At 38.9% G+C, this 26,699-nt stretch carries 29 protein-coding genes and 1 tRNA gene; 12 read left to right on the forward strand and 18 right to left on the reverse strand.

Features of this window, described 5'->3' with window-relative positions:
- From fliH to EAL44_RS05090, 4 genes are read right to left on the reverse strand one after another with little or no spacing between them, the layout of a single operon-like run.
- The gene (gene fliH / locus EAL44_RS05075) at window positions 1-777 is read right to left on the reverse strand and encodes a flagellar assembly protein FliH (protein ID WP_078267759.1); all 777 of its coding nucleotides are present in this window, start codon (window positions 775-777) and stop codon (window positions 1-3) included.
- The gene (fliG, locus tag EAL44_RS05080; protein WP_000201859.1) at window positions 764-1,795 is read right to left on the reverse strand and encodes a flagellar motor switch protein FliG; all 1,032 of its coding nucleotides are present in this window, start codon (window positions 1,793-1,795) and stop codon (window positions 764-766) included. The genes fliH and fliG overlap by 14 nt, the downstream gene beginning before the upstream one ends.
- A gap of 12 nt (window positions 1,796-1,807) precedes the next feature.
- Window positions 1,808-3,511, reverse strand: coding sequence for a flagellar basal-body MS-ring/collar protein FliF (fliF, locus tag EAL44_RS05085; protein ID WP_121075428.1), 1,704 nt, complete (start codon window positions 3,509-3,511; stop codon window positions 1,808-1,810).
- 43 nt (window positions 3,512-3,554) lie between these two features.
- The gene (locus EAL44_RS05090; RefSeq protein ID WP_121075431.1) at window positions 3,555-4,217 is read right to left on the reverse strand and encodes a phosphatase PAP2 family protein; all 663 of its coding nucleotides are present in this window, start codon (window positions 4,215-4,217) and stop codon (window positions 3,555-3,557) included.
- Between the two features lie 258 nt (window positions 4,218-4,475).
- Between EAL44_RS05090 and pyrG the strand changes: the two genes are divergently transcribed.
- The 3 genes from pyrG to EAL44_RS05105 are packed head-to-tail and all read left to right on the forward strand — an operon-like array spanning window position 4,476 to window position 8,532.
- A complete protein-coding gene (pyrG, locus tag EAL44_RS05095) occupies window positions 4,476-6,092 on the forward strand; it encodes a glutamine hydrolyzing CTP synthase (protein WP_000373200.1) in 1,617 nt (538 codons plus the stop codon).
- 8 nt (window positions 6,093-6,100) lie between these two features.
- Entirely contained in the window at window positions 6,101-7,651 is a 1,551-nt protein-coding gene (gene recJ, locus EAL44_RS05100; protein WP_121075435.1) for a single-stranded-DNA-specific exonuclease RecJ, read from the forward strand.
- Entirely contained in the window at window positions 7,651-8,532 is an 882-nt protein-coding gene (locus EAL44_RS05105; RefSeq protein ID WP_121075438.1) for an RluA family pseudouridine synthase, read from the forward strand. Before recJ ends, EAL44_RS05105 begins: the two co-directional genes overlap by 1 nt.
- Window positions 8,533-8,633: 101 nt before the next feature.
- Here the strand turns inward: EAL44_RS05105 and EAL44_RS05110 are convergent, their stop codons facing one another.
- From EAL44_RS05110 to EAL44_RS05150, 9 genes are all read right to left on the reverse strand, one after another.
- Window positions 8,634-9,194, reverse strand: coding sequence for a hypothetical protein (locus EAL44_RS05110; protein ID WP_121075441.1), 561 nt, complete (start codon window positions 9,192-9,194; stop codon window positions 8,634-8,636).
- Entirely contained in the window at window positions 9,178-9,516 is a 339-nt protein-coding gene (locus tag EAL44_RS05115) for a hypothetical protein (protein WP_001973467.1), read from the reverse strand. The genes EAL44_RS05110 and EAL44_RS05115 overlap by 17 nt, the downstream gene beginning before the upstream one ends.
- A 186-nt stretch (window positions 9,517-9,702) precedes the next feature.
- A complete protein-coding gene (locus tag EAL44_RS05120; RefSeq protein ID WP_121075443.1) occupies window positions 9,703-10,479 on the reverse strand; it encodes an SEL1-like repeat protein in 777 nt (258 codons plus the stop codon).
- A gap of 231 nt (window positions 10,480-10,710) precedes the next feature.
- Window positions 10,711-11,115: a Holliday junction resolvase RuvX gene (gene ruvX / locus EAL44_RS05125; RefSeq protein WP_121075446.1), complete on the reverse strand. Its 405-nt coding sequence runs from the start codon at window positions 11,113-11,115 to the stop codon at window positions 10,711-10,713.
- Entirely contained in the window at window positions 11,112-11,912 is an 801-nt protein-coding gene (dprA, locus tag EAL44_RS05130) for a DNA-processing protein DprA (RefSeq protein WP_121075449.1), read from the reverse strand. The genes ruvX and dprA overlap by 4 nt, the downstream gene beginning before the upstream one ends.
- Before the next feature lie 6 nt (window positions 11,913-11,918).
- On the reverse strand, window positions 11,919-12,152 hold the full coding sequence (gene minE, locus EAL44_RS05135) for a cell division topological specificity factor MinE (protein ID WP_000051414.1): 234 nt from the start codon (window positions 12,150-12,152) through the stop codon (window positions 11,919-11,921).
- A complete protein-coding gene (minD, locus tag EAL44_RS05140; RefSeq protein WP_001019056.1) occupies window positions 12,149-12,955 on the reverse strand; it encodes a septum site-determining protein MinD in 807 nt (268 codons plus the stop codon). The genes minE and minD overlap by 4 nt, the downstream gene beginning before the upstream one ends.
- Before the next feature lie 22 nt (window positions 12,956-12,977).
- The gene (gene ilvC / locus EAL44_RS05145; RefSeq protein WP_121075452.1) at window positions 12,978-13,970 is read right to left on the reverse strand and encodes a ketol-acid reductoisomerase; all 993 of its coding nucleotides are present in this window, start codon (window positions 13,968-13,970) and stop codon (window positions 12,978-12,980) included.
- 87 nt (window positions 13,971-14,057) lie between these two features.
- Window positions 14,058-14,134, reverse strand: a tRNA-Arg gene (locus EAL44_RS05150).
- An 84-nt stretch (window positions 14,135-14,218) separates the two neighbouring features.
- Here EAL44_RS05150 and EAL44_RS05155 point away from each other — a divergent pair.
- Window positions 14,219-15,001: an NAD+ synthase gene (locus EAL44_RS05155; protein ID WP_121075455.1), complete on the forward strand. Its 783-nt coding sequence runs from the start codon at window positions 14,219-14,221 to the stop codon at window positions 14,999-15,001.
- Entirely contained in the window at window positions 14,998-15,936 is a 939-nt protein-coding gene (locus tag EAL44_RS05160; protein WP_121075458.1) for a tetraacyldisaccharide 4'-kinase, read from the forward strand. Before EAL44_RS05155 ends, EAL44_RS05160 begins: the two co-directional genes overlap by 4 nt.
- On the opposite strand, the gene pseH is transcribed toward EAL44_RS05160, so the two are convergent.
- Genes pseH through flgH form a run of 4 tightly spaced genes read right to left on the reverse strand, consistent with a single transcriptional unit; the run spans window position 15,869 to window position 18,697 of the window.
- Window positions 15,869-16,411, reverse strand: a complete 543-nt coding sequence (gene pseH, locus EAL44_RS05165) for a UDP-4-amino-4,6-dideoxy-N-acetyl-beta-L-altrosamine N-acetyltransferase (RefSeq protein ID WP_121075462.1) — start codon at window positions 16,409-16,411, stop codon at window positions 15,869-15,871. The genes EAL44_RS05160 and pseH overlap by 68 nt on opposite strands.
- On the reverse strand, window positions 16,408-17,280 hold the full coding sequence (locus EAL44_RS05170; protein WP_240448898.1) for a CMP-N-acetylneuraminic acid synthetase: 873 nt from the start codon (window positions 17,278-17,280) through the stop codon (window positions 16,408-16,410). The genes pseH and EAL44_RS05170 overlap by 4 nt, the downstream gene beginning before the upstream one ends.
- Window positions 17,271-17,960 (reverse strand): pseudaminic acid cytidylyltransferase, encoded by a 690-nt coding sequence (gene pseF, locus EAL44_RS05175; RefSeq protein WP_121075468.1) that lies wholly within the window; start codon window positions 17,958-17,960, stop codon window positions 17,271-17,273. Before pseF ends, EAL44_RS05170 begins: the two co-directional genes overlap by 10 nt.
- A gap of 23 nt (window positions 17,961-17,983) precedes the next feature.
- On the reverse strand, window positions 17,984-18,697 hold the full coding sequence (gene flgH, locus EAL44_RS05180; protein ID WP_121075471.1) for a flagellar basal body L-ring protein FlgH: 714 nt from the start codon (window positions 18,695-18,697) through the stop codon (window positions 17,984-17,986).
- A gap of 140 nt (window positions 18,698-18,837) precedes the next feature.
- Between flgH and EAL44_RS05185 the strand changes: the two genes are divergently transcribed.
- A complete protein-coding gene (locus EAL44_RS05185) occupies window positions 18,838-19,575 on the forward strand; it encodes an outer membrane protein (protein ID WP_162970373.1) in 738 nt (245 codons plus the stop codon).
- Between the two features lie 7 nt (window positions 19,576-19,582).
- Here EAL44_RS05185 and EAL44_RS05190 read toward each other — a convergent pair whose 3' ends face one another.
- The gene (locus EAL44_RS05190) at window positions 19,583-20,125 is read right to left on the reverse strand and encodes a phospholipase D-like domain-containing protein (RefSeq protein WP_120876611.1); all 543 of its coding nucleotides are present in this window, start codon (window positions 20,123-20,125) and stop codon (window positions 19,583-19,585) included.
- 142 nt (window positions 20,126-20,267) lie between these two features.
- Between EAL44_RS05190 and EAL44_RS05195 the strand changes: the two genes are divergently transcribed.
- From EAL44_RS05195 to EAL44_RS05220, 6 genes are all read left to right on the forward strand, one after another.
- A complete protein-coding gene (locus EAL44_RS05195; RefSeq protein WP_121075477.1) occupies window positions 20,268-21,668 on the forward strand; it encodes a hypothetical protein in 1,401 nt (466 codons plus the stop codon).
- A complete protein-coding gene (gene gmk, locus EAL44_RS05200) occupies window positions 21,661-22,281 on the forward strand; it encodes a guanylate kinase (protein ID WP_000551231.1) in 621 nt (206 codons plus the stop codon). The genes EAL44_RS05195 and gmk overlap by 8 nt, the downstream gene beginning before the upstream one ends.
- A 70-nt stretch (window positions 22,282-22,351) precedes the next feature.
- Complete coding sequence (gene tatA, locus EAL44_RS05205; RefSeq protein WP_000508574.1) at window positions 22,352-22,591, forward strand: twin-arginine translocase TatA/TatE family subunit; 240 nt, start codon at window positions 22,352-22,354, stop codon at window positions 22,589-22,591.
- A 2-nt stretch (window positions 22,592-22,593) separates the two neighbouring features.
- Window positions 22,594-24,219 (forward strand): arginine--tRNA ligase, encoded by a 1,626-nt coding sequence (gene argS / locus EAL44_RS05210; RefSeq protein WP_121075480.1) that lies wholly within the window; start codon window positions 22,594-22,596, stop codon window positions 24,217-24,219.
- 62 nt (window positions 24,220-24,281) lie between these two features.
- Window positions 24,282-25,037, forward strand: coding sequence for a HugZ family heme oxygenase (locus EAL44_RS05215; RefSeq protein ID WP_121075483.1), 756 nt, complete (start codon window positions 24,282-24,284; stop codon window positions 25,035-25,037).
- A 251-nt stretch (window positions 25,038-25,288) separates the two neighbouring features.
- The coding region (locus EAL44_RS05220) for a SabA family sialic acid-binding adhesin (RefSeq protein WP_121075486.1) at window positions 25,289-26,699 on the forward strand (1,411 nt) is incomplete at its 3' end.

Raw genomic sequence — 26,699 nt, forward strand, 5'->3', positions numbered from 1 at the left:
TCACACCTTAAAATTTTCCAACACGCTTTCTTTGAGCGTTTTAAAGCGCTCCATTAAATTCCCATCAAGGCTCCCGTTAGAGCTAGTGATCATAACGCCTCCTTTAGAAATAGCCTCATTGCTCTCTAATTTGATTTTGGAAGCGTTTTGCAAACGCTCGTTTAAATAAGGGTAATCCAAGGGATTGACTTTTAAATGAATATCCGTTGCGTCTAAAACGTTTTTTAAAAGCTCTTCAGCTAAAGCGAGAGCCACTTTTTGGCTGTTGTCTTCCACTTCTTTAAGAATCACTTCTTTAGCGATATCTATCGCAATCGCGCTCAATTCCTTTTCCAAAGCCATTAAATGATCTTGTGATTTTTTCATTTTTTCATCTAAAGCCGTGATCGCATGCAAAAGCTGGTTTTTTTCTTCATTCACGCTGTGAGTGAGTTCGTTACGCATTTTTTCTTCGCCCTCTTTAAAGCCGATTTTATAGCCGTCGTTTTTAGCGTTTTCAATCAAAACTTTACTCTCTTCTTGGGCCTTTTCAAATTGCATTTGCAATTTCACTAAATGGCTTGAAAGCTCATCGGTTTTTTTCAACAAGCAATCAATCAAATCGTTTTCTATCGCTTTTTTTTCCAAAGGCTCTTCTGGGTTAGGCGTTTCTAAAGACGCGCCATTAGGATTAGTTTTAGGGGGTAAGTTTGCCATGCTCTTAAATTCGTATTTTTGAATGTCATGCTTATTCAAATGGTCTTTTTGGATCAAGTTTTTACGGCTATTCAATGACATCTTCCTCTTCACCGGTTTGGATCACGCCTTTTTCTTGCAAGCTCTGCACGATTTCAATGATTTTCCTTTGGGCCACATCCACATCTTTGATTTTAACCGCTCCTAAATACTGCATTTCTTCTACAAACTGCTCTGCAGCCCTACTGCTCATGTTGTTTAAGAATTTATCGGTTAAATCTTGAGTAGAAGTTTTTAGCGCCAAAGACAAGTCTTTTTTATCCGCTACTTTCAAAATCTCTCTGATAGCGAAATTGTCTAGTTTGGCTATATCTTCAAAAGTGAACATCATTTCTTTAATCGCGCCGGCAAGCTTGTTATCCACGCTTTCAATGCGAGCGAGCGTGGTTTTAGCGCTCTTTTGGCCCAAGCGGTTAAAGATTTCAGCCACCGCTCTCAAACCGCCCACTTCAATTTTATAACTGGTGAGCGATTCTAGTTTGTTTTCCAACACCGTGGAAACCCTTTTAACCACTTGGGGCGATATTTCGCCTAAATTCGCCATTCTAATAGAAATCTCGGCTTTCATTTCATCAGGGAAATAGCTCAAAGTCTCAGCCGCATTAGGGGCTTCCATGTGGGCTAAAATCAAGGCAATGGTTTGAGGGTGTTCGTTAATGATGAAATCAGCGAGTTGTTGGGGCTTGATTTTGCCTAAATAAGCGAAGTTTTTTTGCGTTTGCAAGCTTTTAGTGAGCTTGTCCATCACTTTTCTGGCTTCTTCGCTCCCTAAAGTCCTGGTTAAAAGCTCTCTAGCGTATTCCAAACCGCCGGTATTGATGTATTGGTTAGACTGGAAAATCGCAAAAAATTCCTCTAAAACCGCCGCGCCGATTTGCTTGTCCGTGCCGTTTAATTGCACGATTTGCTTAGAAATCTCTGTAATGGAGTCAATGTCTAAATGCCTTAAAATCTCGCCTGTGGTGTCTTCGCCCACTTGAATGAGTAAAATAGCGATTTTTTCACTCATGGAAAGTTCGTCTAATTGAGCCTTTTGTTTGGGGGTAAGCTTGGTTGCCATTTTTAACCTTTTTTAACCTTTCGCGCTGTCTGAAGAGATTTCATCTTTGATTAAGAGTTTAAAGAGCGTGGCGATTTCATCAGGGCGCTCTTTAAGAGTCCCTCTAATCTTTTCTAAAATAATTTCATATCTTACTTCTTCTTCGCTAAAGGTTGCATTAAGCCCTAATTGATCTTCTACTTTTTTCCTCAAATCGCCCAGTTTGTTCAATTCATCTTCTTCTTCATCCATTTCTTCAAACATGGATTTCACTTCCTTATCTTCATCAGGCACCACTTCCAGCATGCGTTCGCTGAAAGGCACGATCACTTTTTTATAGAAAATAAATAGCACTATAAACACCAAAACATACTTGATTAAAGGCGTGAATGAGCCTAAGATTTTTTGAGTTTTGTGCATGATTTTTTCGCTCAAAGTGGCGTTGTCAATCATGGGTGCCATAGGGTTAAATTCAAAATTACTCACCGCCACATCATCACCTCTATTTTGATTATAGCCAATGGCTTGTTTCACCAGAGCGTTGATTTTTTTAAGCGATTCATCGCTCAAAGGCTCGTATTCTAAAGCGTTTGCCCCGTCTTTAAGCGCGATTTTATACCTGCCATCCACCACAACCGCCGCATTCAAACGCACTAAAGTGCCAAACTCGCCCTTAATCTCGCTAATGGTTTTACCCACTTCATAATTGGTCGTGTTTTGAGACTTTTCGTATTTTTCTGGCTCTTTATTGTCTTTCAATCCTTGCACAGGCCCGATATTACTCACAACCCCAGGCACACCGCCAACTTGTTTTTTAGAAGCGCCTTCTTTTTTCTCTTCTAAATTTTGCTCGCTCCTTACGACATTATTGGGATCAAAAGTCTCTTTAGTGCTTTTCTTTTGGCTGAAATCAAACTCCGCATTGACCCTTGCGACCACCTTGTTTTTACCCCCCACAATAGGGGCTAAGATATTGACAATCTTATTTTCTAAAATGTTTTCAAAATTTTGTTTGTAATGCAATTGCTCTAGGGCTAATTCTTTGGAGTTTTCTAATATATCGCCTTCGCCTATTGATTCGCCGTTTTCATTCACGATTTTCACATTGTCTATCGTGAGTTTAGGCACAGCTGCAGCGATTAAATTTTTAATCCCTAAAATTTGAGTGGGTGAAAGCTTCATGTCAGGCTTGAGTTTGAGCATCACCGAAGCGCTAGGAGGGACTTCTTTAGCCACAAACACGCTGTCTTTAGGGATTGCAATATGCACATTGGCTTTAAGAATGGGGTTTAAGCTTTCAATCGTGCGCGACAATTCCCCCTCAATGGCGCGAATGAGTTTGATATTTTGATCAAAATCAGTCGCCCCAAAGTCTTTAGTGTCAAAGATTTCAAAGCCCACTTTACTCGTTTTAGGGATCCCTTGAGAAGCCAGAGTGATCCTTTCTTCATACACTTTATCTTTAGGGATGAGAATGGTGTCGTCTTTGGAGACTTTATAAGGGATTTGGTTTTGCTGGAGGTGCTGTAAGATTAAAGCGTTATCGCTAGAGTCTAATCCTTCAAATAAAACCCCATAGCCCCCTTGCGCGTAGTCTTTTTCTTTAAAGGGATAGAGCAACAAAAACACAAGCAAGGCGGTGATCAAAACTCCCGCTGCGATTAGGGCGATTTTTTGCTTTTTATTGAGCTTGATGAAAAAATCAACAATCCGTTGCAATAATACCTTTAAATCCAATATTAAAACCTTGATAAAATTTTCATTCTTTTAAGCCGTTCGCTTAGATCTTTTGGAACACGCTCAAATAAATCCCTATGGAAAAACAAGCCCCTAACGCTCCTAAACAAACCCCTCCTAAAACACTGCTAAAAGACACCCCTAAAACAATCAGCGCTAAGCCTATTAAAAGAATCAAACCAAGCAAACTATAAGAAAGAATGTTTTGAAATATTTGATGCGTGATCAAATGGGGTATCAATAAAACAAGCAACCCATAAAAAAGGGCTAAAGAAAGCGCAATAGTGCTAGGGAAATTAGCGCTGTGCGAAAGCCATTGAACAGAATGCAAAAAAAGGTGTTTTAAAGATTCTAAAAGGGCTTCAAATATAACCACGCTTAGCACAAACCACACCCCAAGCGCTAAATTTCTGCGATAAAGGCTTAAAAACACCCCCACTAACAAGCTCAAAGGCAACACGAATTGAGAAGAGCCTAAAAAAGCGATGCGTTGGAGCGCTTGATCTAAAATAGGGTTAGAAGAATTTGAACGCATCCAGCTAAAAATCGCATTATCCATGGGGTTGGTGTAACCAAAAAGGACTAAACCAGCAATCATAATAAAAAACGCGCTAAAAACGCCTCCTAGAAGAAACAGGGTTTTCACTGGTAATAAAAAAAATGCTTTGGGTTGTGTGGAAACATTTTTGAAAGAATTTTCAGCCATTATTTAAAACCCTTTTAGTCAGTTCATTCAAATTTGATACTATACGCCAACGAACTTTAAAATCGCTCTTAAAAAATTTAAGACAACGAAGTTTAAACACATAAAAGCTTTTCATTTTAATCAAACCTAGCTAATAAGAAACTGAAATTGTTTTTTTTTTTTTTTGAAATCGTTTTAATTTTTGCCCTCTTTTAAAGCTTTTTAACCCTTTTTAGACTACAATTTTAAGAAGTAAAAATCAAAGGAACGCAATAACTTATGGATAGAGCCAAATTTATATTCGTTACAGGGGGTGTGTTAAGCTCTCTAGGGAAAGGGATTTCATCTTCTTCAATCGCTACGCTTTTGCAGCATTGCAATTACCAGGTTTCTATTTTGAAGATTGATCCTTATATTAATATTGATCCAGGCACCATGAGCCCTTTAGAGCATGGGGAAGTGTTTGTTACTAGCGATGGCGCTGAAACGGATTTAGACATCGGGCATTATGAACGCTTTTTGAACAGGAATTTAACCAGGTTGAATAATTTCACTACCGGGCAGATTTTTTCAAGCGTGATAGAAAATGAAAGGAAAGGGGAATATTTAGGCAAAACCATTCAAATCGTCCCCCATGTAACCGATGAGATTAAAAGGCGCATTAAAAGCGCGGCTAAGGGGTTGGATTTTTTAATCGTGGAAGTGGGCGGAACCGTGGGCGATATGGAGGGCATGTTTTATTTGGAAGCGATCCGCCAGCTTAAATTGGAATTAGGGAATGAAAAAGTCATCAATGTGCATGTAACCTTGATCCCTTATATCCAAACCACTAACGAACTAAAAACCAAACCCACGCAACATTCTGTCCAGGAATTACGGCGCCTTGGCGTAACCCCTCAAATCATTTTGGCGCGATCGCCTAAGCCTTTGGATAAAGAATTGAAAAAGAAAATCGCTTTGAGTTGCGATGTGGAGCAAGACAGCGTGATTGTGGCCACAGACACTAAAAGCATTTACGCATGCCCCATTCTTTTCTTGCAAGAAGGCATTTTAACCCCCATTGCCAGACGCTTTAATTTGAATAAACTACACCCCAAAATGGCGGCATGGAACACTTTAGTAGAAAAGATTATCGCTCCTAAACACAAAGTCAAAATTGGTTTTGTGGGCAAGTATTTAAGCTTAAAAGAATCTTATAAATCCTTAATTGAAGCCCTAATCCATGCGGGCGCGCATTTGGATGTGCAAGTCAATATTGAATGGCTGGATAGCGAGAATTTTAACGAAAAGACTGATTTAGAGGGCGTTGATGCGATTTTAGTGCCTGGGGGCTTTGGAGAAAGGGGGATTGAGGGCAAAATTTGCGCCATTCAAAGGGCGAGACTAGAAAAACTCCCCTTTTTAGGGATTTGTTTGGGCATGCAATTAGCGATCGTGGAATTTTGCCGCAATGTTTTAGGCTTAAAAGGGGCTAACTCTACGGAGTTTAACCAACGCTGCGAATATCCTGTGGTGTATTTGATTGAAGATTTTATGGATCAAAACCACCAAAAACAGGTGCGCACCTATAATTCGCCTTTAGGAGGCACCATGCGATTAGGCGAATACGAATGCGAAATTATGCCTAACAGCTTGTTAGAAAAAGCTTATAAAAAGCCTAGCATTAAAGAAAGGCACCGCCATCGTTATGAAATCAATCCTAAATACCGCCAAGAGTGGGAAAATAAGGGCTTGAAAGTGGTGGGTTTTGGGGCGAATCATTTGATTGAAGCGATTGAATTAGAAGATCACCCATTCTTTGTGGGGGTGCAATTCCACCCGGAATTTACCTCTAGGTTGCAAAGCCCTAACCCTATTATTTTGGATTTCATTAAGAGCGCTCTTCATAAATCCTAATCTAAAAGATGAAACAAAAGCTTAAAGCTCAAATCAAAGAGCGATTGGCTTCTATCGCTTATAATGAAAAAGGGTTTCCTAGCCCCTTTTTATTTAAAGACTTGAAAAAAGCCGCGCTCAAAATCATAGAAGCCATGCGCGCAAACACAGAAATTTTAGTGGTGGGCGATTATGACGCTGACGGCGTGATTAGCTCTGCTATCATGGCAAAATTCTTTGAAAGTCTAAACTACAAGCATGTCCGCATTGCAATCCCTAATCGCTTCATGGATGGCTATGGGATTTCTAAAAAATTTTTAGAAAAACACCACGCCCCTTTAATCATCACGGTGGATAATGGGATTAGCGCCTTTGAAGCCGCGCGATTTTGTAAAGAAAAAAACTACACCCTAATCATCACCGATCACCATTGCTTAAATAATGATGAAGTCCCAGACGCTTATGCAATAATCAACCCCAAGCAACCGGATTGTGATTTTATCCAAAAGGAAGTGTGCGGGGCGTTGGTGGCGTTTTATTTGTGCTATGGAATCCACCAACTTTTAGGAAAAGAAAAAAGCCATTCTAGTGAATTGTTATGTTTAGCGGGCGTGGCGACTATCGCTGATATGATGCCTTTGACTTTTTTTAACCGCTTTTTAGTTTCTAAAGCCTTGTATTTTTTGCAAAAAGAATCCTTAGGGGCGATGGGGTTTTTACGCCAAAGAGAAGTTTTTAGAAAACGCTCTTTGAAAGCGAGCGACATTTCTTTTAATATCGCCCCTTTAATCAACTCCGCAGGGCGCATGCAAGACGCTAAAATGGCTTTAGATTTTTTAAGCGCGAATAATTTTCAAGATGGTTATTCTTTGTATGAACGCTTGAAAGCATGCAATTTGAAGCGTAAAATGATCCAACAGCAGGTTTTTGAAGAAGCCTTTAAGCATGCGATGGTTGGAGAAAAAATCATCATCGCTTTTAAGGATAATTGGCATGAGGGCGTGCTTGGGATCGTGGCTTCAAAATTAGTGGAAGCCACCCAAAAGCCAAGCCTGGTTTTCACTTTTAAAGAAGGGGTGTATAAAGGGAGCGCTCGTAGCTCTCCAAATATTGACTTGATTGACGCTTTGAATGGGGTTTCTTCTTTATTACTCGGCTATGGGGGGCATAGGCAAGCGTGCGGTTTGAGCGTTGAAAAAAATAACATGATCTCGCTCTTTGAAACTTTAGAAAATTTTGATTTTAAAGTCTTGCCCTTTTATGAAAAAGAACCCCCTTTAACGCTCAAATTAAAAGACATTGACAGAGAGCTTTTAGAGATTATAGAGATGGGCGAACCTTATGGGCAAGAAAACCCTGAACCCTTATTCCAAGCGCACAATTTAGAAGTCATAGAAGAGAAAATCATTAAAGAAAGCCACCAGGTTTTGCGTTTTAAGGATAAAGAATGCGTCAAAGAGGCTATTTATTTTAACGCTGAGCAGTTTTTGAAAGCGGGCGAAAAGGTGAGCGTGCTTTTTAGCGTGGAATTAGATGAGTGTTCTAATGAGCCTAAAATGTTTGTTAAAAGTTTGTTGTAGTGCCTTTTGTTGAAGAAGAATTTGAAATTTTAAAACCCACCAAAGCCTTGTTTTTGGTGCGCGACGTTTTAAAATGTTCTTTAAAAGAAGCCCAACGGCACCTTGACAAGCAACGCTTAAAACAAAACCAACAAGCCGTGCGTAAATCTCAAATCATTCAAGGGGTCGTTCGCTTGATTTATTTCAAGCCTAATGAAAAACAAGAAAAGCTTGTTTTTGAGGCTAAGGATTTTGGCGCATTTGACAAACCCACTCAAGTCTATACCCACCCTAAAGGCTATTTTTACCATGAAAGCTTATTAGATTGTATCCAATCTCATTTGGGCAAAAACGCCCACCCAGCCCATAGGCTGGACTATGAAACGAGCGGATTAGTTTTAGCGGGCAAAACCTTACAAAGCGTTAAGGATTTAAAAGCGCTTTTCATGCAAAAAAAAGTGAAAAAAACTTATTTAGCGCTAGCGCATGGGTTGGTGGGTAAAAGTATCATAATAGATAAGCCCATTCTAACGCCACAAAACATTCAAAAAGATTTGCGCATTCGATCTCAAATTTCTCCTTTAGGCAAGTCTTCAATTACCCTTGTTGAGCCTTTAAGCTATAATCCTTTTTTGGATATAAGCTTGCTTAAAATAACCCCACTCACCGGGCGCACGCACCAGATCCGCTTGCATTTAAGCAGTATAAATCACAGGATCGTGGGCGAGGGGCTTTATGGGGTGGCAGATGAAAACGCTAGAGAATACCTTCAATCAAAGCGTGAAAATAACGCCCCTTTACTCATGCTCCATGCCGCTAGTTTAGAGTTTGAATTTAAAGGAGCGATCTATAAAATCGCTTCCCCCATGCCTAAACGCTTCATGCCCTTTTTAAAAGATTGACCCCCTTTTTTATTGATTATCCCCTGATTATTTTTTGATTATTTTTATTGACTATTTTTTTTTGGGGGGGTTTTTTTGATTAAGATTTTTTATATGCTTTTTTAATCCCCCTTATCCTTTTTAGCTTTCAATTCCTCTTGTTTTTTAAGAATCATTTCTTCGGTAATACTAGAAAGCTTTTCTTTATGGTTTTCATGATTAGAATCTTCTTTGTGGCGGGACTCTTCTTGTTTTTTTAAAATGATTTCTTCAGCGATGCTAGAGAGTTTTTCCGCATTTTTGGTGTCTTTGTAGTTGGAGCGGTTTTTTAAATTCTCTCTGATTTGCCTTTTTCTTTGAATGAGCGCAAACATTTTTTGGCTGAATTGGTAGCATTTACGCACGCTTATGACAATCACGCCCCACTTGATCAATAAAGCGATCAAAAGCCAAATAAAAGAGCTAGAAGTGTCCAATAAAAACTGGCGCACATCGCTATACACCCAAATATCCACTAAAATAACCAACAAAGTGATCAAAATAGAAAACGCAATGCTTTTAAATCTAAAAAGCCACGCCACTATCACAAACCCTCTCGTGTGCCTGTGGGCTAACAGCCAGCGTTCATTCTTTTCGCTAAAAAAATTCATTAAGCTAGAAATTACGCTATTTTTCTTGTTCATTCTCGCCCTTTTCCCAAACTTCTTTAAAATGCTTGGTGGTTTTTTCTTGTTTTTCTTTCAATTCTTTAGCGTGGATTTGCTCTAACAACCTTTTTTCTTCAGCTTCAAACATGATTTTTAATTCTTCTTCATTGAAATCGCTCAATTGCATGCTCTCTTTTATCAGGCGTTTTTCTACGATTTTAACCGCTTGCTCCCTGATTTTTTGAGATTTTTCTTTAAAAAGCGCTCGTTTGGTTTTTTGAAACGCTTCATTAGAATTTTTGTGGATCGTTTGTTTGCAAAAATCTAAAAAATCCTTGACTTGATGCATAATTTTCATGGTTATCCGTTTTTAAAGAGTTTTTAAGACTAATGACCCCTAAAAGGATACCAAAAAAAGATTAAAACTCCCTAGTAAAATATTTTCTCATAAAGAATAGGGAGCGTTTTGGCGACGCTCTAACCCCCTAAAATAGGGCTTTTGTGGGATAGTTTCTAGGTGAGGCTATCGCATGCTTTTTGTCCCTTATTTTTCTTTGAGCGCCTCGCATGCCTTTTGATCTCCTAATTTGCAAGCTTTAGAGATATATTGAGCGGCTTTTGTTAAGTTTTTTTCCACCCCTTGACCATTATAATATAGAACTCCTAAAGCACCACACCCCCTACTAATATTCAAATCGCAAGATTTTTCAAACAGAGCGACAGCTTTTTTTGAGTCTTTTTCCAAATATAGCTCCCCTAAATTAAAACACCCCGAACCATCTTTTAAATCACACGCTTTAGTGTAAAAATAAGCGACTTTTATTAAGTCTTTTTCCACTCCCTGACCATTTTGATACAACACCCCTAAATTAAAACACCCCTTATTATTATTCAGATCACACGCTTTAGAATAAAATTGAGCGGCTTTTTCAGAGTTATTCTCTACTCCCTGACCATATTCATAAGATATTCCTGCATTAAAACACCCCAAACCATTATTCAAATCGCAAGATTTTTCATACAGAGCGACAGCTTTTTTTGAGTCCTGTTTCACCCCCTCCCCACTTCCATATAGAAAACCTAAGCCACTACACCCACTACCAATATTCAAATCGCATGCTTTAGAGTAAAATTGAGCGGCTTTTGTTAAGTTTTTTTCCGCCCCTTGACCATCGCTATAAAGCACCCCTAAATTATTACAACCCCTACCATTATTCAAACCACACGCTCTTTCAAAATATTTCCTAGCTTTAGAAAAATCTTGCTTGTCATAACTCAGCATACCCAAATCAACAAGCTCTTCAGGGTTTTGCTCTGCCATTAACCCCCCCCCCAATCAACACACAATACAAGCATAAAGCCCTAAAAATCGCTTTTTTGAAATTCCCTAACATGACGCTTCTCCCTTTTATTAAAAAATTTAGACTTTATTATAATCAAATATTGATAACTAGAACCTTTTAATTTCATAAATGGGGTTTTTAAACTTCAATTTTATAATAAAACTCATTCTCTTAAGGGATAGGGGGTATTTTTAAATGAGAATTTATCCCTAGCGCTTTTTTAAAACCTGTTGGCAATAGTGCTCTAAAATCCTACAAGCGCTCAAAGAGTCTAACCGGCCGTCTTTGGTAGCGAGTCGCTTGTTTTTCCTACCCAAATGCTCTAAATTTTCATAAGCTTCTACGCTAGAATTATCTTCATTGATAAAAACGATTTCGCCCTTAAAATCTACAAGCTTGATAAAATGCTCAATGCGCGCGTTCGTATCCGCATAGCTTTCATTAGGCTTGCCCACCACCAGCACCTGAATGTTTTTTTCCCTCAACAAATCGCTCAAATCCCTAGAGGCCTGATTCCTGTTGTGGCGTAAAATCGCTTCTAAAGGCAAGATAACGCCGTTTAAAAGTGCAGCGATGCCAATGCGTTTTAGCCCCACATCGCATGCCAAAATCATGCTAACACCACAATGTGATTGATGCGCTTGATCTTACCCAACAGCTCGTATTCTAAAAGCTTATCCCCAAATTTGAGATACGCTTCTTCATAGCTAGGGTTTTTGGTGCAATATTCTAAAAATTCATCTTTCATTTCAGGCATTTCTTTTAAATGGTAGTCTTTTAAAAGGGTGTTTATAAAATTTTGAATATTAAATATCCCTTGAGCCTGCCCTTTTTCTAAAAGCTCATTAGTGCCGTCGCTCTCGTTCAAGCGTTGGGGTAAAACAAATAAGGGTTTTTGGTATTTTTGGGCTAATCTCGCGCTGCTCATAGAGCCGCTTTTTAAATCCGCTTGGGGGATAATCACCGCATCGCTTAAAGCGATCACCAGGCGGTTTCTCGCTAAAAAAGAACCTTTAACGGGCATGAAATCCTTTTCATATTCGCTTAAAATCAGGCCGTTTTGCGCGATTTCTTGGATCACTTTATGGTTATTCGTAGGATAGATCAAATCCAAACTGCAAGGCGAAAGCATGATCGTTGTTGGTAAGGCGTTTTCTTGAGCGATAATATCCACGCCTAACGCTCCACCGCTCACAATAACCGCGCCATTTTTAGCAAGCTCTCTGGCTAGAGTGATCGTGTGTTGCTTGCTATAAGGAGTGGGTCTTCTTGTGCCGATGATAGCCACTTTTAAAGGCGCTTCTAAAAGCTTGGTATCGCCCACACAATAGAGCTGTTTAGGAGGGTCTTTGAGAATGTCAAAGGCTTTAGGGATATTCTCTAGCGCGCTGTATTGGAAATGGCTTTTCATCTTAAACTATTTAGGCAATATAATTTCTACTTCAATCGTTTCCACGCTCTGGTTGCTATCAAGGGTTTTGAAATGGATGTCTGAAGATTTAGTGTATTTTTGAATGACGGCAATGATTTCTTTACGCATCTCTTCCATGTAGGGTAAATTTAAAGTGCGCTCTTTGGCTAAAATCAATTTTAATCTATCAGTTGCGGTAGCCGCACTCCCTTTGTTTTTAAAAAAATCAAACAAACTCATGAAAATATCCCTTTTAACGCTCCAAAAAAGCCTCTTTTAGCCTTAAATTCCACATATTCCACTTCTTCGCCTAAAATCCTTCTGGTGATGCGTTGGTAAGCCTTCGCGCTCTCGCAGTCCGTGCGAATCACCGGCTCGCCCTTGTTGGTCGCTGAAATAATATGGCTGTCTTCAGGAATGATCCCAATTAAAGGCAAGCACAAAATCTTAAGCACTTCTTCTATGGAAATCATCTCACCATTTGCCACTAACTCAGGTTTTAAGCGATTGATGATTAAATGCTTATGCACTTCTTCGCCCCTTTTAGCCCGATTAGACTTCGCGTCAATAATGCCAATCACTCTGTCGCTATCCCTTAAGGAACTCACTTCCGGCGTTACCACCACTAACGCCATGTCCGCATGCAAAATCGCATGCTCAAAACCGCTTTCAATCCCAGCCGGTGAGTCAATCAAAATATAGTCAAAATCCGCCCTTAAAGCGTTGATTAGAATCGCTACTTTTTCCTTATCTAAAATATTTTTATCCTTGCTTTGTGAAGCCGCTAAAAAAGAAAGGTTTTTAGTCTTTTTATCCGTGATCAAAGCCTGCGAAAGGTTGCAATTTTTTTCCATCACATCCACCACATCATAAACAATGCGATTTTCTAAGCCTAAAATCATATCCAAGTTCCTAAGGCCTATGTCAAAATCAACCGCTACGACTTTTTTACCGCTCTCAGCCAAGCCAATCGCTAAATTAGCCGTGGTGGTGCTTTTACCCACGCCCCCCTTACCTGAAGTGATAGTAACTACTATTGCCATATGATTCCTTTATTTTAATGATTTATTTTTTATGATTGAATGGGGCGCGTAAAATTTCCCCAATTTGCTCTATTTTAGTCTCTTTAAGGGCTTTCCTCTCTGTGTTTAGCCTGGGGTAATTCAAGCTCTTTTCCAGTAAAAAATCCTTAGCGAACGAGCCGTTTTGAATCTTTTTTAAGATTTTTTGCATGCGTTTTTCTAACAGATTTCCCATAGGCTCTCTCGCTTTAATCGCCCCAAATTCAGCGGTGTTAGAAATGTGCTTCCTTAAGCCCTCTACCCCCTTATAATGCAATAAATCCGCCACTAATTTCACTTCATGCACGCATTCAAAATAGGCTAATTCTTCAGGGTATCCTGCCTTGATCAAGGTTTCAAACCCCATTCTTACAACCGCTTCTAACCCTCCGCACAAAACCGCTTGCTCGCCGAATAAATCGCTCTCACATTCTTCTTTAAAGCTTGTTTCTAAAACCCCCATTCTCCCCCCACCCATCGCTTTGGCGTAGCTTAAAGCCACCTCTTTAGCGTTATAAATTGAACTCTCTTGCTCTATGGCGATTAAATGGTATAAGCCCTTATTTTTAAGGTATTCTTCTCTTAAAGCGCTCCCTGGCCCTTTTGGCGCGACTAAGATCACGCCCACGCCTTTTGGAAGAACAACTTGATTGAAATGCACGCTAAAACCATGAGCAAAGCCCACAAGCTGCCCCTCTTTTAAAAAAGGGATCACTTCTTTTTCTAGCACTTCCTTATGCAATTCATCCGGGAGTAATACCATGATCACATCAGATTGTTGGACTAATTCCTTGACTCCTAGCACTTCAAAGCCCTCTTTTTTTGCTTTTGAAACGCTCAAACTCCCTTGATACAAGCCAATACGCACCTTTACTTTAGAATCCCTCAAATTGAGCGCTTGGGCCTCTCCTTGCGCGCCATAGCCAATAATGCCCACTTGTAAGGATTGGATAACGCCTAAATCAATGTCTTTATCATAATAAACGGGTAATGCCAAAATCAAATCTCCTAGCGTGTTTAAGCAAGTATTTATTTTACCATAATGGGAGCGATAATGTTTAAAAACATGCAGAATGTTAAAAAATGGTGTGCTCGGAGGGATTCAAACCCCCGACCTACAGGACCGCAACCTGTTGCTCTATTCAGCTGAGCTACGAGCACTTTTAAAGAAGTGAAACAAGGATTATAGCAATAAAAGCTAATTTTTCACTTAAACGATGCATTTTTTCTATTATAATTTAAGGCATGCAAAAAGATTACCACAAACTCATCGCTTATTTATGCGATTTTTTAGAAAAAGAAGTTCAAAAAAAAGGCTTTAAAAAAGTCGTTTACGGGCTGAGTGGGGGGCTAGATAGCGCGGTCGTTGGGGTGCTGTGTCAAAAGGTTTTTAAAGAAAACGCCCATGCCCTTTTAATGCCCTCTTCAGTCTCCATGCCAGAAAGTAAAACAGACGCTTTAACTTTGTGCGAAACCTTTTCTATCCCTTATACAGAATATTCTATCGCTCCCTATGATGCCATCTTTGGCTCTCATTTTAAAGACGCAAGCCTTACTAGAAAGGGGAATTTTTGCGCAAGATTGCGCATGGCTTTTTTATACGATTATTCTTTAAAAAGCGATTCTTTAGTCATTGGCACGAGCAATAAAAGCGAAAGAATGCTAGGCTATGGCACTTTATTTGGAGATTTGGCGTGCGCGATTAACCCGATTGGGGAATTGTTTAAAACTGAAGTTTATGAACTCGCTTATTATTTGAATATCCCTAAAAAGATTTTAGATAAGCCCCCTAGCGCGGATTTATTTGCAGGCCAAAGCGATGAAAAAGATTTAGGCTATCCTTATAGCGTGATCGATCCTTTATTAAAGGATATTGAAGCGTTATCTCAAACAAAGCCCATCCATTTAGAAACGCTCACCCAATTAGGCTATGATGAAATTTTAGTAAAAAACATCACAAGCCGTATCCAAAAAAACGCTTTTAAATTAGAATTACCCGCCATCGCTAAGCGATTTGAACATGAATGAAAAGCGATAAACCCTTTTTAGAGCGCTATTTTTATGACCCCACTCTTTTACAAAAGGGGTTGATTTTCGCGCTCTATCCTTTTTCTTTAATCTATCAAGGCATCGCCACCCTTAAACGAAAAACCGCTAAAAAACATGATTTTAAAATCCCCATTATCAGTATAGGCAATCTCATCGCTGGGGGAAGCGGTAAAACGCCCTTTATTTTAGAAATCGCTCCAAGATACCAAGAAGTGGCTATTGTCTCTAGGGGGTATCAACGGGATTCTAAAGGCTTAGTGGTGGTGAGCGTTAAAGGAAACATTTTAGTTCCTCAAAAAACAGCGGGCGATGAAGCCTATCTTTTAGCCTTAAGTTTAAAACAAGCGAGCGTGATTGTGAGCGAAAAAAGAGAGCTAGGCGTTTTAAAAGCCCTTGAATTAGGGGCAAAGATTGTGTTTTTAGACGATGGTTTTAGGTTTAATTTCAACCAATTCAATGCGCTTTTAAAGCCTAAAGTCCCCCCCTACTACCCTTTTTGTTTGCCTAGCGGGTTGTATAGAGAAAATATTGAAAGCTATAAAGAAGCCCATTTAGTCGTTACAGAAGATAAGGATTATAAAAGAATCACCTCTATCACTAACCCCACCAAACGCATGCTTTTAGTAACGGCTATCGCTAACCCTAGCAGGCTTGATGCGTTTTTACCCAAAGAAGTGGTTAAAAAATTGTATTTTAGAGACCATGCCCCTTTTGATTTGAAGCTTTTAGAAAAAGAGTTTTATCAAAATAACGCCACTTCCTTATTGGTTACTTCAAAAGATCTTGTCAAATTACAAGATTGCAACTTGCCTTTAAGCGTATTAAATTTAAAATTAGAAATTTGCCCTAAAGTTTTAGAGCAGATTGATCGTTATATCCTTTCTTATCCTTGTAATACAAAAGAACATCTATAAACTCCTTATCTTTAGAGATAAAGCCTTTCAAACGCCCTTCTAACTCATAATGGTTTTTTTCATAAAAAGCGATCGCTTTAAAATTGTTTTCCATCACTTCTAAGTGCAAAGAATGTAATTGGAACTCTTCAAAAGCGATGCATTCTAAAGCTTTTAAAATAGTCTCTCCCTTATTTTTCAAAAAAGGGTTTTTATAAATCCCCAAATACCCATGCTTATGAAAAAAATTGATTTTAGTGATAGAGCCAACCCCTAAATAAACGCCCTCTTCTTTAAACAAAAAATAGCGGTGGCTAGGCGAGTTTTTTAAATCTTCTATGAATTGCAAATGCGTTTTTAAAGAAATAAAAGCGCTATACATCCATAAGGCAGTGTTTGGGTGGTTACGAAACTCTAAAACCAACAATTTTTCTCCATCGTTTAACTGGGTAAAATCAATCGCTTGGATATTTTTATAAGAATAATTTTTTTTCAAATTTCTAAAAACTCCCTTAATGCGCCCTCTAATTCACTCCCAAAGGCCAGGGTTTTTGCCCAGGCTTGATTTTTTTGAATTTGTAATTTTTCAAAATCTTTAGCTAGAGTTTTTAAACTCGTTTGTTTGAAAATGCCTGAATTTTCAAATTCTTTGCTTTGAAGGATTTGATTAGAAGCGATGGGAATGATAAGAGAGGGCGTTTGAGAAAGGGCTAATTCATAGAGGGTTTGACCCGCAGCGCTAATAGCGCAAGCGCAAGATTTCATCAAAGAACTGAACTCTAAGGGGTTTAAAGGGCTGTAATAATGCGTGTTTTTGGGAGGATTTTTAGGCGTATAAGGTGAAATGATATGCAAATTCACATTCTTATTTTCTAAAATTTTGACTATCTCTTTGAGAGTTTTTTGCTCGCTCCCTCCTAGCGTGATCAGCACTTCTTTATTTGCTGTATTGATAGGGCGCTCATAAATAAAACGAGCATCAACAGGGTAAAATCCCACCCCCAAATAATACTGATAATCTTTTGATAAATGATGGTAGTGCTTTAAGGCGTTCAGCGTGAAATTCATGATCTTAGTGTTTTTGGGGTAAAACCCCTTAACATGCTCTTTATCTTCTACCACCATTAGGCTTTTGGCTTTTTCTTTTAAAAGGTAAAAATCTTTTGAATTCAAACAATAGCTGTCTGTAATCAACAAATCATCATTGCCAACGCCCTCTAAAAAAGCGCTTATATCGTTTTGCTTATATAAATGAAGGCTTGCTTCAACCCCTAATTTTTCTATAAAAGAAAGGATTTTTTCACAACGCCTCACATGCCCTAAACCGCTTGTTACAAACGCATCGCACAAAATTTTTACTGGCATGCGTTTTTTAAACGGCTGTATTTGAGCTTGGCTAATTCTAAATCTTCTAAAGTGTCAATATCTTGGACTTCTAAGGGCGATAATTCTAAAGCGATGGAATTTGGGCTAAAAATAGGCCGCATTTCCCTAAAGGCTTGAGCCTTCCCCATATAAAGCAACCCTGCGTCATGATAGAGCGTTTTTAAATCTTGCGTGCGCGCGTTTGAATGCTCTTTAAAAGCCATTTGAACGCCGTTTTCAAGGCTAAAAGAACGATAGGGCGAAGCGCTAAAGGGAGAGCATGTGAAAACATAATCCGCATTTTGATTTTGTTTTAAAGTTTCAAAAGCGTTTTTTAAATGCTTTTCTTGTAAAAATACTGAAGCGCCATACAAACAACACGCAATATCTTCATCTTTTAATTTTAATTCTTTCATGTGATAGGCCATCGCCTCTAAAGTCGTGGCTCTGTCGTCCGCTAAATTTTTAGGGCGTAAATTCAAAAAACTCGCCCCATAATTTTTAGCCAAATTCACATACTCCATGCTATCGCTAGAGATAAACACCTTTTCAAAGAGCTTGGAATTTAGCGCCGCTTCAATAGGATAAGCGAGCATGGGTTTGTTGAAAAAATCAATAATATTTTTATTCTTAATCCTTTTACTGGAACTTCTGGCTAAAACAATAGCGATCGCTCTCATGCTAGGCTTTCAAACGCTCTTTATTAATAAGGCATTTGGGTTTCCATCGCATCAGCAGCGAATTTCTTTTTATTGGAATCGCTCAAATGCCCTAAATTCGTGTATTCAATCTTAGCGTCAGCCAAAAACTTGGATTGGATGGTGTTATTCCTTTCAATATCATAAGGGCGGATCACCCCACTCACTTTAAGGATTTGCTTTTCCCCATCCACTAGCACCTCCTTATTCCCATAGATGAAATAATTCCCGTTTTCTAGCACCTTAATGATGCGAGCGCTCAACACGATCTCTAAATCCTCGCTCTTTTTTTGCGAGCCACCGCCTTTAAAATTCGTGTTATTGCTGGATTTGGTGAAATTGTAATTATTCTTATCGTCCAAATACTCCGCTTCTTTTTTCTTTTTTTCATCTAGCCCGTTATAAGTGAGTCTTGGGGGAGTGGAATTACCTCCTGAAGTGCTTTTATAATCTTTGGAGCTAGAATAATTCGCGCTCGCTTTTTCAGAGACAATGATTGTGATCAAATCGTTAGGCTTCATCGCCCTCCTGTCCGCAAATAAGGGGCGCTCGCCCTGCCCAAACAAACTCCCCAACTTGTTCAATTCAGGGATAAATTCTTTAGAGGGGGTTTCTTCTACATAATCAGGAGGGTTAAAATCAATTTTTGGCTCATTGGCTGATGCCATGCTGAATACAACGCTAAACGCAACAGCCCCTAAATAAAGCGCTTTTTTCATCCACTAGCCTTACTTTTGAGTTATTTTAAGCCCTAAATTATACTCTCTTATAAAGAATAAATGCTTAATTTTGAGTAAGTTGTTGTAAAATTTAGATCTTTAAGATCTTTATAATGAAACTTACTATGCAGGAGATAGAATTGAGAACCTTGTTAAAAATGTTAGTTGGCGCAAGCTTGCTGACACACGCCTTAATAGCTAAAGAAGAAAGTGCAGCGCCTTCTTGGACAAAAAATTTGTATATGGGATTCAATTACCAAACAGGTTCTATCAATTTAATGACTAATATCCATGAAGTTAGAGAAGTTACTAACTATCAAACCGGTTACACCAATGTAATGACTAGCGTTAATAGCGTTAAAAAGCTCACCAACATGGGATCTAATGGGATTGGCTTAGTCATGGGCTATAACCACTTTTTCCATCCGGATAAAATCTTGGGCTTGCGCTATTTTGCTTTTTTAGATTGGCAAGGCTATGGCATGAGATACCCTAAAGGCTATTATGGCGGCAATAACATGATCACTTATGGCGTGGGCGTGGATGCGATGTGGAATTTCTTCCAAGGGAGTTTCTATCAAGATGATATTAGCGTGGATATTGGCGTTTTTGGGGGGATTGCGATTGCGGGGAATAGCTGGTATATTGGCAGTAAAGGGCAGGAATTGTTAGGCATCACTAACAGCAGCGCGGTTGATAACACCTCTTTTCAATTCCTCTTTAACTTTGGTCTCAAGGCTTTATTTGTAGATGAGCATGAATTTGAAATCGGCTTTAAATTCCCCACCATTAATAACAAATACTACACCACTGACGCGCTCAAGGTTCAAATGCGTAGGGTCTTTGCCTTTTATGTGGGGTATAATTACCACTTCTAAAGGGCTTTTAAAACCCTACACAACTCCCTAACATCTTTTGATAATAGCTCTTGGCTTTGAGAATTGTCTCTGTGTCATCGGTTTTTAAAAGCACTTCATAATTGTTTTCAAAAGCGTTTTTGCTCCAATTCGCTGAGCCTAAAAACACGATCTTATCGTCAATGATCGCTACTTTTTGGTGCATGATGCCGTAATAATTCCCGTTTTTAGCCTTAAGCCCTTTCAATAAGCACACTTTCGTGTTGGGGTATTTGTCTAAATAGCCAATAGTGGATTGCTTGTTATTGTGGTTGCTTTCGTAATCATAAATGATTTGCACCTTAATCCCCCTACTCGCTACGCTTTTAATGGCTCTTGCAATATCTCTGTGCGTGAAACTATAGATAGCGATTTTCACGCTCTCTCTAGCGTTACTAATACCAGAAACTAAAGAATTGAGAGCGTCCCTTTGCTCATAAGGTAAGACAAACAGGCTGTTTTTAGCTTGCAAAACCCCTAAACAGCCCACTAACACGCTCACGCCAACGATTTTTTTAAACTTGTTGAACATCAAATGATCCTTATTTTAAATTACACTCATGATAAAAACAACCAACCAAGTGGATTTTTGATTATAATAAAAGATTTAAAAAAAGCGATAAAAATTGATAGGCTTAAAGAAGCGTTTCTTAATAAAATAAGGAGTCCCTAAAATGAAAATGATTCTATTCAACCAAAACCCCATGATTGAAAAGCTGCTTGAGAGTGTTTCTAAGAAATTAGAATTGTCTATAGAAAATTTTAACCACTATCAAGAGCTGTCCGCGCGCCTTAAAAAAGATCCAGAATGGCTTTTGATAGCCGATGATGAATGTTTGGAAAAACTAGATCAAGTGGATTGGCTAGAATTAAAAGAAATCATCTCTCAAAATAAAAACAGCGTGTGCATGTATAAAAAGGGCAATGAAGCACAGCCCTTTTTAGAGGGCTTTGAGATGAAAATCAAAAAACCTTTTTTACCCACTGAAATGTTGAAAGTCCTTCAAAAAAAGCTTGGTTCTGACATGAGCGAGCTAGAGCCTAGCCAGAATTTAGATCCAACTCAAGAAGTTTTAGAAACCAATTGGGACGAGTTAGAAAATTTAGGCGATTTAGAAGCCCTAGCCAAAGAAGAGCCTAACAATGAAGAGCAACTACTCCCCACTTTAGATGCGCAAGAAGAAAAAGAAGAGGTTAAAGAAACGCCCCAAAAAGAAGAAAAGCCTAAAGATGATGAAACGCAAGAGGGTGAAACCCCTAAAGATGAAGAAGTTTCTAAAGAGTTGGAAACGCAAGAAAAATTAGAAATCCCTAAAGAAGAAACGCAAGAAATTAAAGAGGAAAAACAAGAAAAAACACAAGATTCCCCAAGCGCGCAAGAATTAGAGGCCATGCAAGAATTAGTCAAAGAAATCCAAGAAAACTCTAACGGCCAAGAGAATAAAGAAAAAACGCAAGAAAGCACAGAAATTCCACAAGATAAAGAAATCCAAGAAGTTGTTACCGAAAAAACCCAAGCGCAAGAATTAGAAATTCCTAAAGAAAAAACGCAAGAAAGCGCAGAAGCTCTCCAAGAAACCCAAGCGCACGAGTTAGAAAAACAAGAAATCGCAGAAACACCACAAGATGTAGAAGTCCCCCAATCACAAGAAAAAGAAACCCCACAAGAAGAAACCCAAGAAGTTGTTACCGAAAAAACCCAAGCGCAAGAAAAAGAAACGCCCAAAACCCAAGAAGACCATTACGAAAGCATTGAAGACATTCCTGAGCCGGTGATGGCTAAAGCGATGGGGGAAGAATTGCCCTTTTTAAATGAAGCCGTTGCAAAAACCCCTAATAATGAGAACGACACAGAAACCCCTAAAGAGAGTGTTACAGAAATCTCCAAGAATGAGAACGACACAGAAACCCCTAAAGAAAAAGAAGAAAGCGATAAAACTTCTAGCCCCCTAGAATTGCGCTTGAATTTGCAGGATTTATTAAAAAGTTTCAATCAAGAGTCCTTAAAAAGCCTTTTAGAAAACAAAACCTTAAGCATTAAAATCACTTTAGAGGATAAAAAACCTAATGCATAATGATTTTAATTTACTCATCCTTTCAGGCCCTAGCGGAGCGGGTAAAAGCACCCTTACAAAGTATTTGCAAGAAAAAATCCCAAAAACCCATTTTTCCCTTTCCACCACCACGAGGAAACCCAGAGAGGGCGAAGTTGATGGCTTGCATTATAATTTTGTCAGCGAAGAAGAGTTCAAACAAGGCATAGAAAAAGGGCAGTTTTTAGAATGGGCGATCGTGCATAACCACTATTATGGCACTTCTAAAATCCCTGTAGAAAAAGCCTTAAAAGAGGGCAAAATCGTCATTTTTGATATTGATGTGCAAGGGCATGAAATCCTTAAAAAGCATTACCCTAACGCATGTTCAGTCTTTATTAGCACCAAAAACCAAGAGATTTTAAAAGAGCGCTTGCTTTTAAGGGGGACGGATTCTAAAGAGACGATAGAAAAACGCTTGATCAACGCTTATAAAGAAATGCAGTGCTTGGAGAGCTTTGATTACCTCATCATCAATGAAGATTTAGAAAAATCCAAAGAAATCATCTTAAGCATCGCAAAAACTTTAGTTTATCGCTTAAAAGCGTTTAATTTTGAAAAAATCTGCAAGGCTTGGAAAAACGAATCCTTATAAAACCTATCAATTATTTTTTAAAAAAGCTATAATTCAAATAAAAACCAACCAATAGATTAAGGAGTAAAATATGGGCGGATTCACAAGCATATGGCATTGGGTCATTGTTTTATTAGTGATTGTGTTGTTGTTTGGGGCTAAAAAGATCCCCGAATTGGCCAAAGGCTTAGGCAGTGGGATTAAGAATTTCAAAAAAGCCGTGAAAGACGATGAAGAAGAAGCTAAAAATGAGCCTAAAACCCTAGACGCTCAAGCAGCACAAGCTAAAGTGCATGAAACTAGCGAGATTAAAAGCAAACAAGAAAGTTAACCATGCACACTCTCATTAAGGGCGTTTTAGAAGAGATTTTAGAAGAAGAAGTCGTTATTGAATACCCTAAAGACCGAGAGCATGGACATTACGCTACGCCCATTGCTTTCAATCTCGCCAAAGTTTTTAAAAAATCGCCCTTAGTCATCGCTGAGGAATTAGCCCTTAAAATCAGCACGCATGAAAAAATTCAAGGGTTTTTTGACAGCGTAGTCGCTTGTAAGGGCTATATCAATTTCACGCTTTCTTTGGATTTTTTGGAGCGTTTCACCCAAAAAGCTTTGGAATTAAAAGAACAATTTGGCTCTAAAGTTAAAAGCGAATGTTCTCAAAAAATCTTTTTAGAATTCGTGAGCGCCAACCCCACAGGGCCTTTACACATAGGGCATGCTAGAGGGGCGGTGTTTGGCGATAGTTTGGCTAAAATCGCTCGCTTTTTAGGGCATGAGGTTTTGTGCGAATATTATGTCAATGACATGGGTTCTCAAATCCGCTTGTTAGGGCTTTCCGTGTGGCTCGCTTACAGAGAACATGTTTTAAAAGAAAGCGTAACTTACCCGGAAGTCTTTTACAAGGGCGAATACATCATTGAAATCGCTAAAAAGGCTCACAACGATTTAGAGCCAAGCCTTTTTAAAGAAAATGAAGAGACTATTATTGAAGTTTTAAGCGGCTATGCTAAAGATTTAATGCTTTTAGAAATCAAGGATAATTTGGATTCTTTAGGCATTCATTTTGATTCTTATGCGAGCGAAAAAGAGATTTTTAAACAAAAAGATGCAGTGTTTGAGCGATTAGAAAAAGCGAACGCCCTTTATGAAAAGGATTCTAAAATCTGGCTCAAATCTTCCTTATACCAAGATGAAAGCGATCGAGTGCTTATCAAAGAAGATAAAAGCTACACTTATTTGGCCGGCGATATTGTCTATCATGATGAAAAATTCCAACAAAATTACACCAAATACATCAACATTTGGGGGGCAGACCACCACGGCTATATCGCTAGAGTGAAAGCCAGCCTTGAGTTTTTGGGCTATGATTCCAACAAGCTTGAAGTCTTACTCGCTCAAATGGTGTGCTTGCTCAAAGATAACGAGCCTTACAAGATGAGTAAAAGAGCGGGTAATTTTATTTTGATTAAAGATGTGATTGATGATGTGGGCAAGGACGCTTTGAGGTTTATTTTTTTGAGTAAACGGCTTGATACCCATTTAGAATTTGATGTCAATACTTTCAAAAAGCAGGACAGCTCAAACCCCATTTACTATATCCATTACGCTAATTCGCGCATCCACACCATGCTAGAAAAATCGCCCTTTTCTAAAGAAGAGATTTTGCAAACCCCTTTAAAAAATTTAAACGCTGAAGAAAAATACCTGCTTTTTAGTGCTTTAAGCTTGTCTAAAGCAATTGAATCTTCTTTTGAAGAATACGGCTTGCAAAAAATGTGCGAATACGCAAAAACCCTCGCCTCAGAATTCCACCGCTTCTATAACGCTGGCAAAATCTTAGACACCCCTAAAACTAAAGAGCTTTTAAAAATTTGTTTAATGGTGAGTTTGAGTTTGACTAACGCTTTCAAACTTTTAGGCATAGAAATCAAAACCAAAATTTCCGCTAAAGATTAAGCTCAAAATTATTTTTTTTGATTATAATATTCTCATTATTTTTAAAAAATAAGGAGAATATTTTGCTTAATCGTATTATAGAACACATGAACGCCAACCATGTAGAAGACATGAAAGGTTTGTTGAAAAAATTCGGGCAAGTCCATCACGCTGAAAATGTCGCCTTTAAAAGCGTGGATCCTCAAGGCATTGTGATTGGTTATAACCACAATCAAACCTTAAGGATTGAATTCAACCACGAAGTTAAAGACCCCAAAGACTACAAAAACGCTATCATTGAATTGTGCCAAAGCGTGGAAAAAACCCATGATTTAAAAGGCGTGGAAGAAGAAGTTAAGGCTTTTAAAGAAAGCTTTGATTCTGTTTGTTTAGCAACCTTACACCCTAATGGGCATGTGGTATGCTCTTATGCGCCTTTAATGACCAATGGCAAACAATACTACATTTATGTGAGTGAAGTGGCTGAGCATTTTGCCGGCCTTAAAAACAACCCCCACAATGTGGAAGTGATGTTTTTAGAAGATGAAAGCAAGGCTAAATCAGCTATTTTGAGAAAACGCTTGCGTTATAAAACCAACGCTCGTTTTATTGAAAGAGGGGCAGAGTTTGACAAAGCGTTTGATTCTTTCATTGAAAAAACCGGCGGTGCTGGGGGCATTAAAACCATCCGCACCATGCAAGATTTCCATTTGATCGCATTGGATTTCAAAGAAGGGCGTTTTGTGAAAGGCTTTGGTCAAGCTTATGATATTTTAGGCGATAAAATCGCTTATGTTGGGGATAAAGGCAACCCGCATAATTTCTCTCACAAGAAATAAACTTTCTCACTCATAAGGGGCAAACGCCCCAAAAGAGTGCTTTTTAAAGAGGTTATGGCAAAATCAAGCTCTTTACTATTTAATCTTAAAAAATGCTAAAAGCCTTTTTATGGGCTAACACCAAACAAAAAGCGCTAAAAAGTAAAAAAATCACAAAATTTTTCCAAAATGACAAAAAAAAAAAAACGCTTTCATGCTATAATACGCCCATGTTTAATGCATCAAAATACTAATTCAAAAAGGAGAATATGATGAAAAAAACCCTTTTACTCTCTCTCTCTCTCTCGTTTTTGCTCCACGCTGAAGACGACGGCTTTTACATGAGCGCGGGCTATCAGATCGGTGAAGCCGCTCAAATGGTGAAAAACACCAAAGGCATTCAAGAGCTTTCAGACAATTATGAAAAGCTGAACAACCTTTTGACCAAATACAGCACCCTAAACACCCTGATCAAATTGTCCGCTGATCCGAGTGCTGTCAGTGGTGCGATCAATAATTTGAATGCGGGTGCGAATAATCTACTCAAAGAAAAAGAGAATTCCCCCGCCTATCAAGCGGTGATTTTGGCGCTCAATGCGGCAGCGGGCTTGTGGCAAGTCATGAGCTATGCGATCAGCGCTTGTGGTCCTGGTAAGAACAGCAGTAAAAATGGAGGCGTTCAAACCTTTGAAAACACACCATCATCGCAATATGGGGGGACTACGATTACTTGCAATTCGTATTATGAACCAGGATTTGATAGCGCTCTATCCACTGAGAATTTTGCGAAAATCAATCAAGCCTATCAAATCATCCAAAAGGCTTTCGGGAGCAGTGGGAATGGGATCCCAGTTTTAAGCAACACCACTACAAAACTTGATTTTACAATGGATGGGAAAAAAACAACAGGTGCCACAGCAGGAGATAAAACAAGCTATAATGGTAGTCCATACAATCCGACCCAATGGGTAGGGGGAACACAAGAAACAAACAACACAAAAATTGATGTGGAAAATAACGCTCAAGAGCTTTTAAAACAAGCGAGCATCATTATCACTACCCTAAATAGTGCATGCCCGCACATGAATAATGGTAGTGGTGAGCCGTGGGGATTGCCCAATTCTAACGGGAGCGCATGCGGGATTTTTGCCACTGAAATCAGTGCGATTACAAGCATGATTAAAAACGCTCAAGAAGCTGTCGCGCAAGCCAACATTGTTAACGCTACCCAACAAGCAGAATTAACCAACCCCAATAACTTCAACCCTTTCACAGACGCTCAATTTGCTGAAGGCATGCTCGCTAACGCTAAAGCTCAAACAGAGATTTTAACTCTAGCTGAGCAAGTAAAAAATGACCTTAACACTATTCCTGAAGCTTTCATCAGTTACTCTTTAGCATCATGCAGAACACCAGGTCGTGGCACCAATCCAGGCACGGTTACCGGTAACACTTGGGGTTCAGCTTGCGCGTATGCAGGAGAGACGATAACCGCCCTAAACAACAGCATCGCGCATTTTGGCACTGAAGCCGCTCAGATCCAACAAGCCGAAAACATCGCTGACACTTTGGTGAATTTCAAATCCCGATACAACGAGTTAGGCAACACTTACAACAGCATCACCACCGCGCTCTCTAATATCCCTAACGCGCAATCTTTGCAAAATGCGGTGAGCAAAAAGA

The sequence above is a fragment of the Helicobacter pylori genome (genome assembly GCF_003637685.1).
Lineage (GTDB): Bacteria > Campylobacterota > Campylobacteria > Campylobacterales > Helicobacteraceae > Helicobacter > Helicobacter pylori_CJ.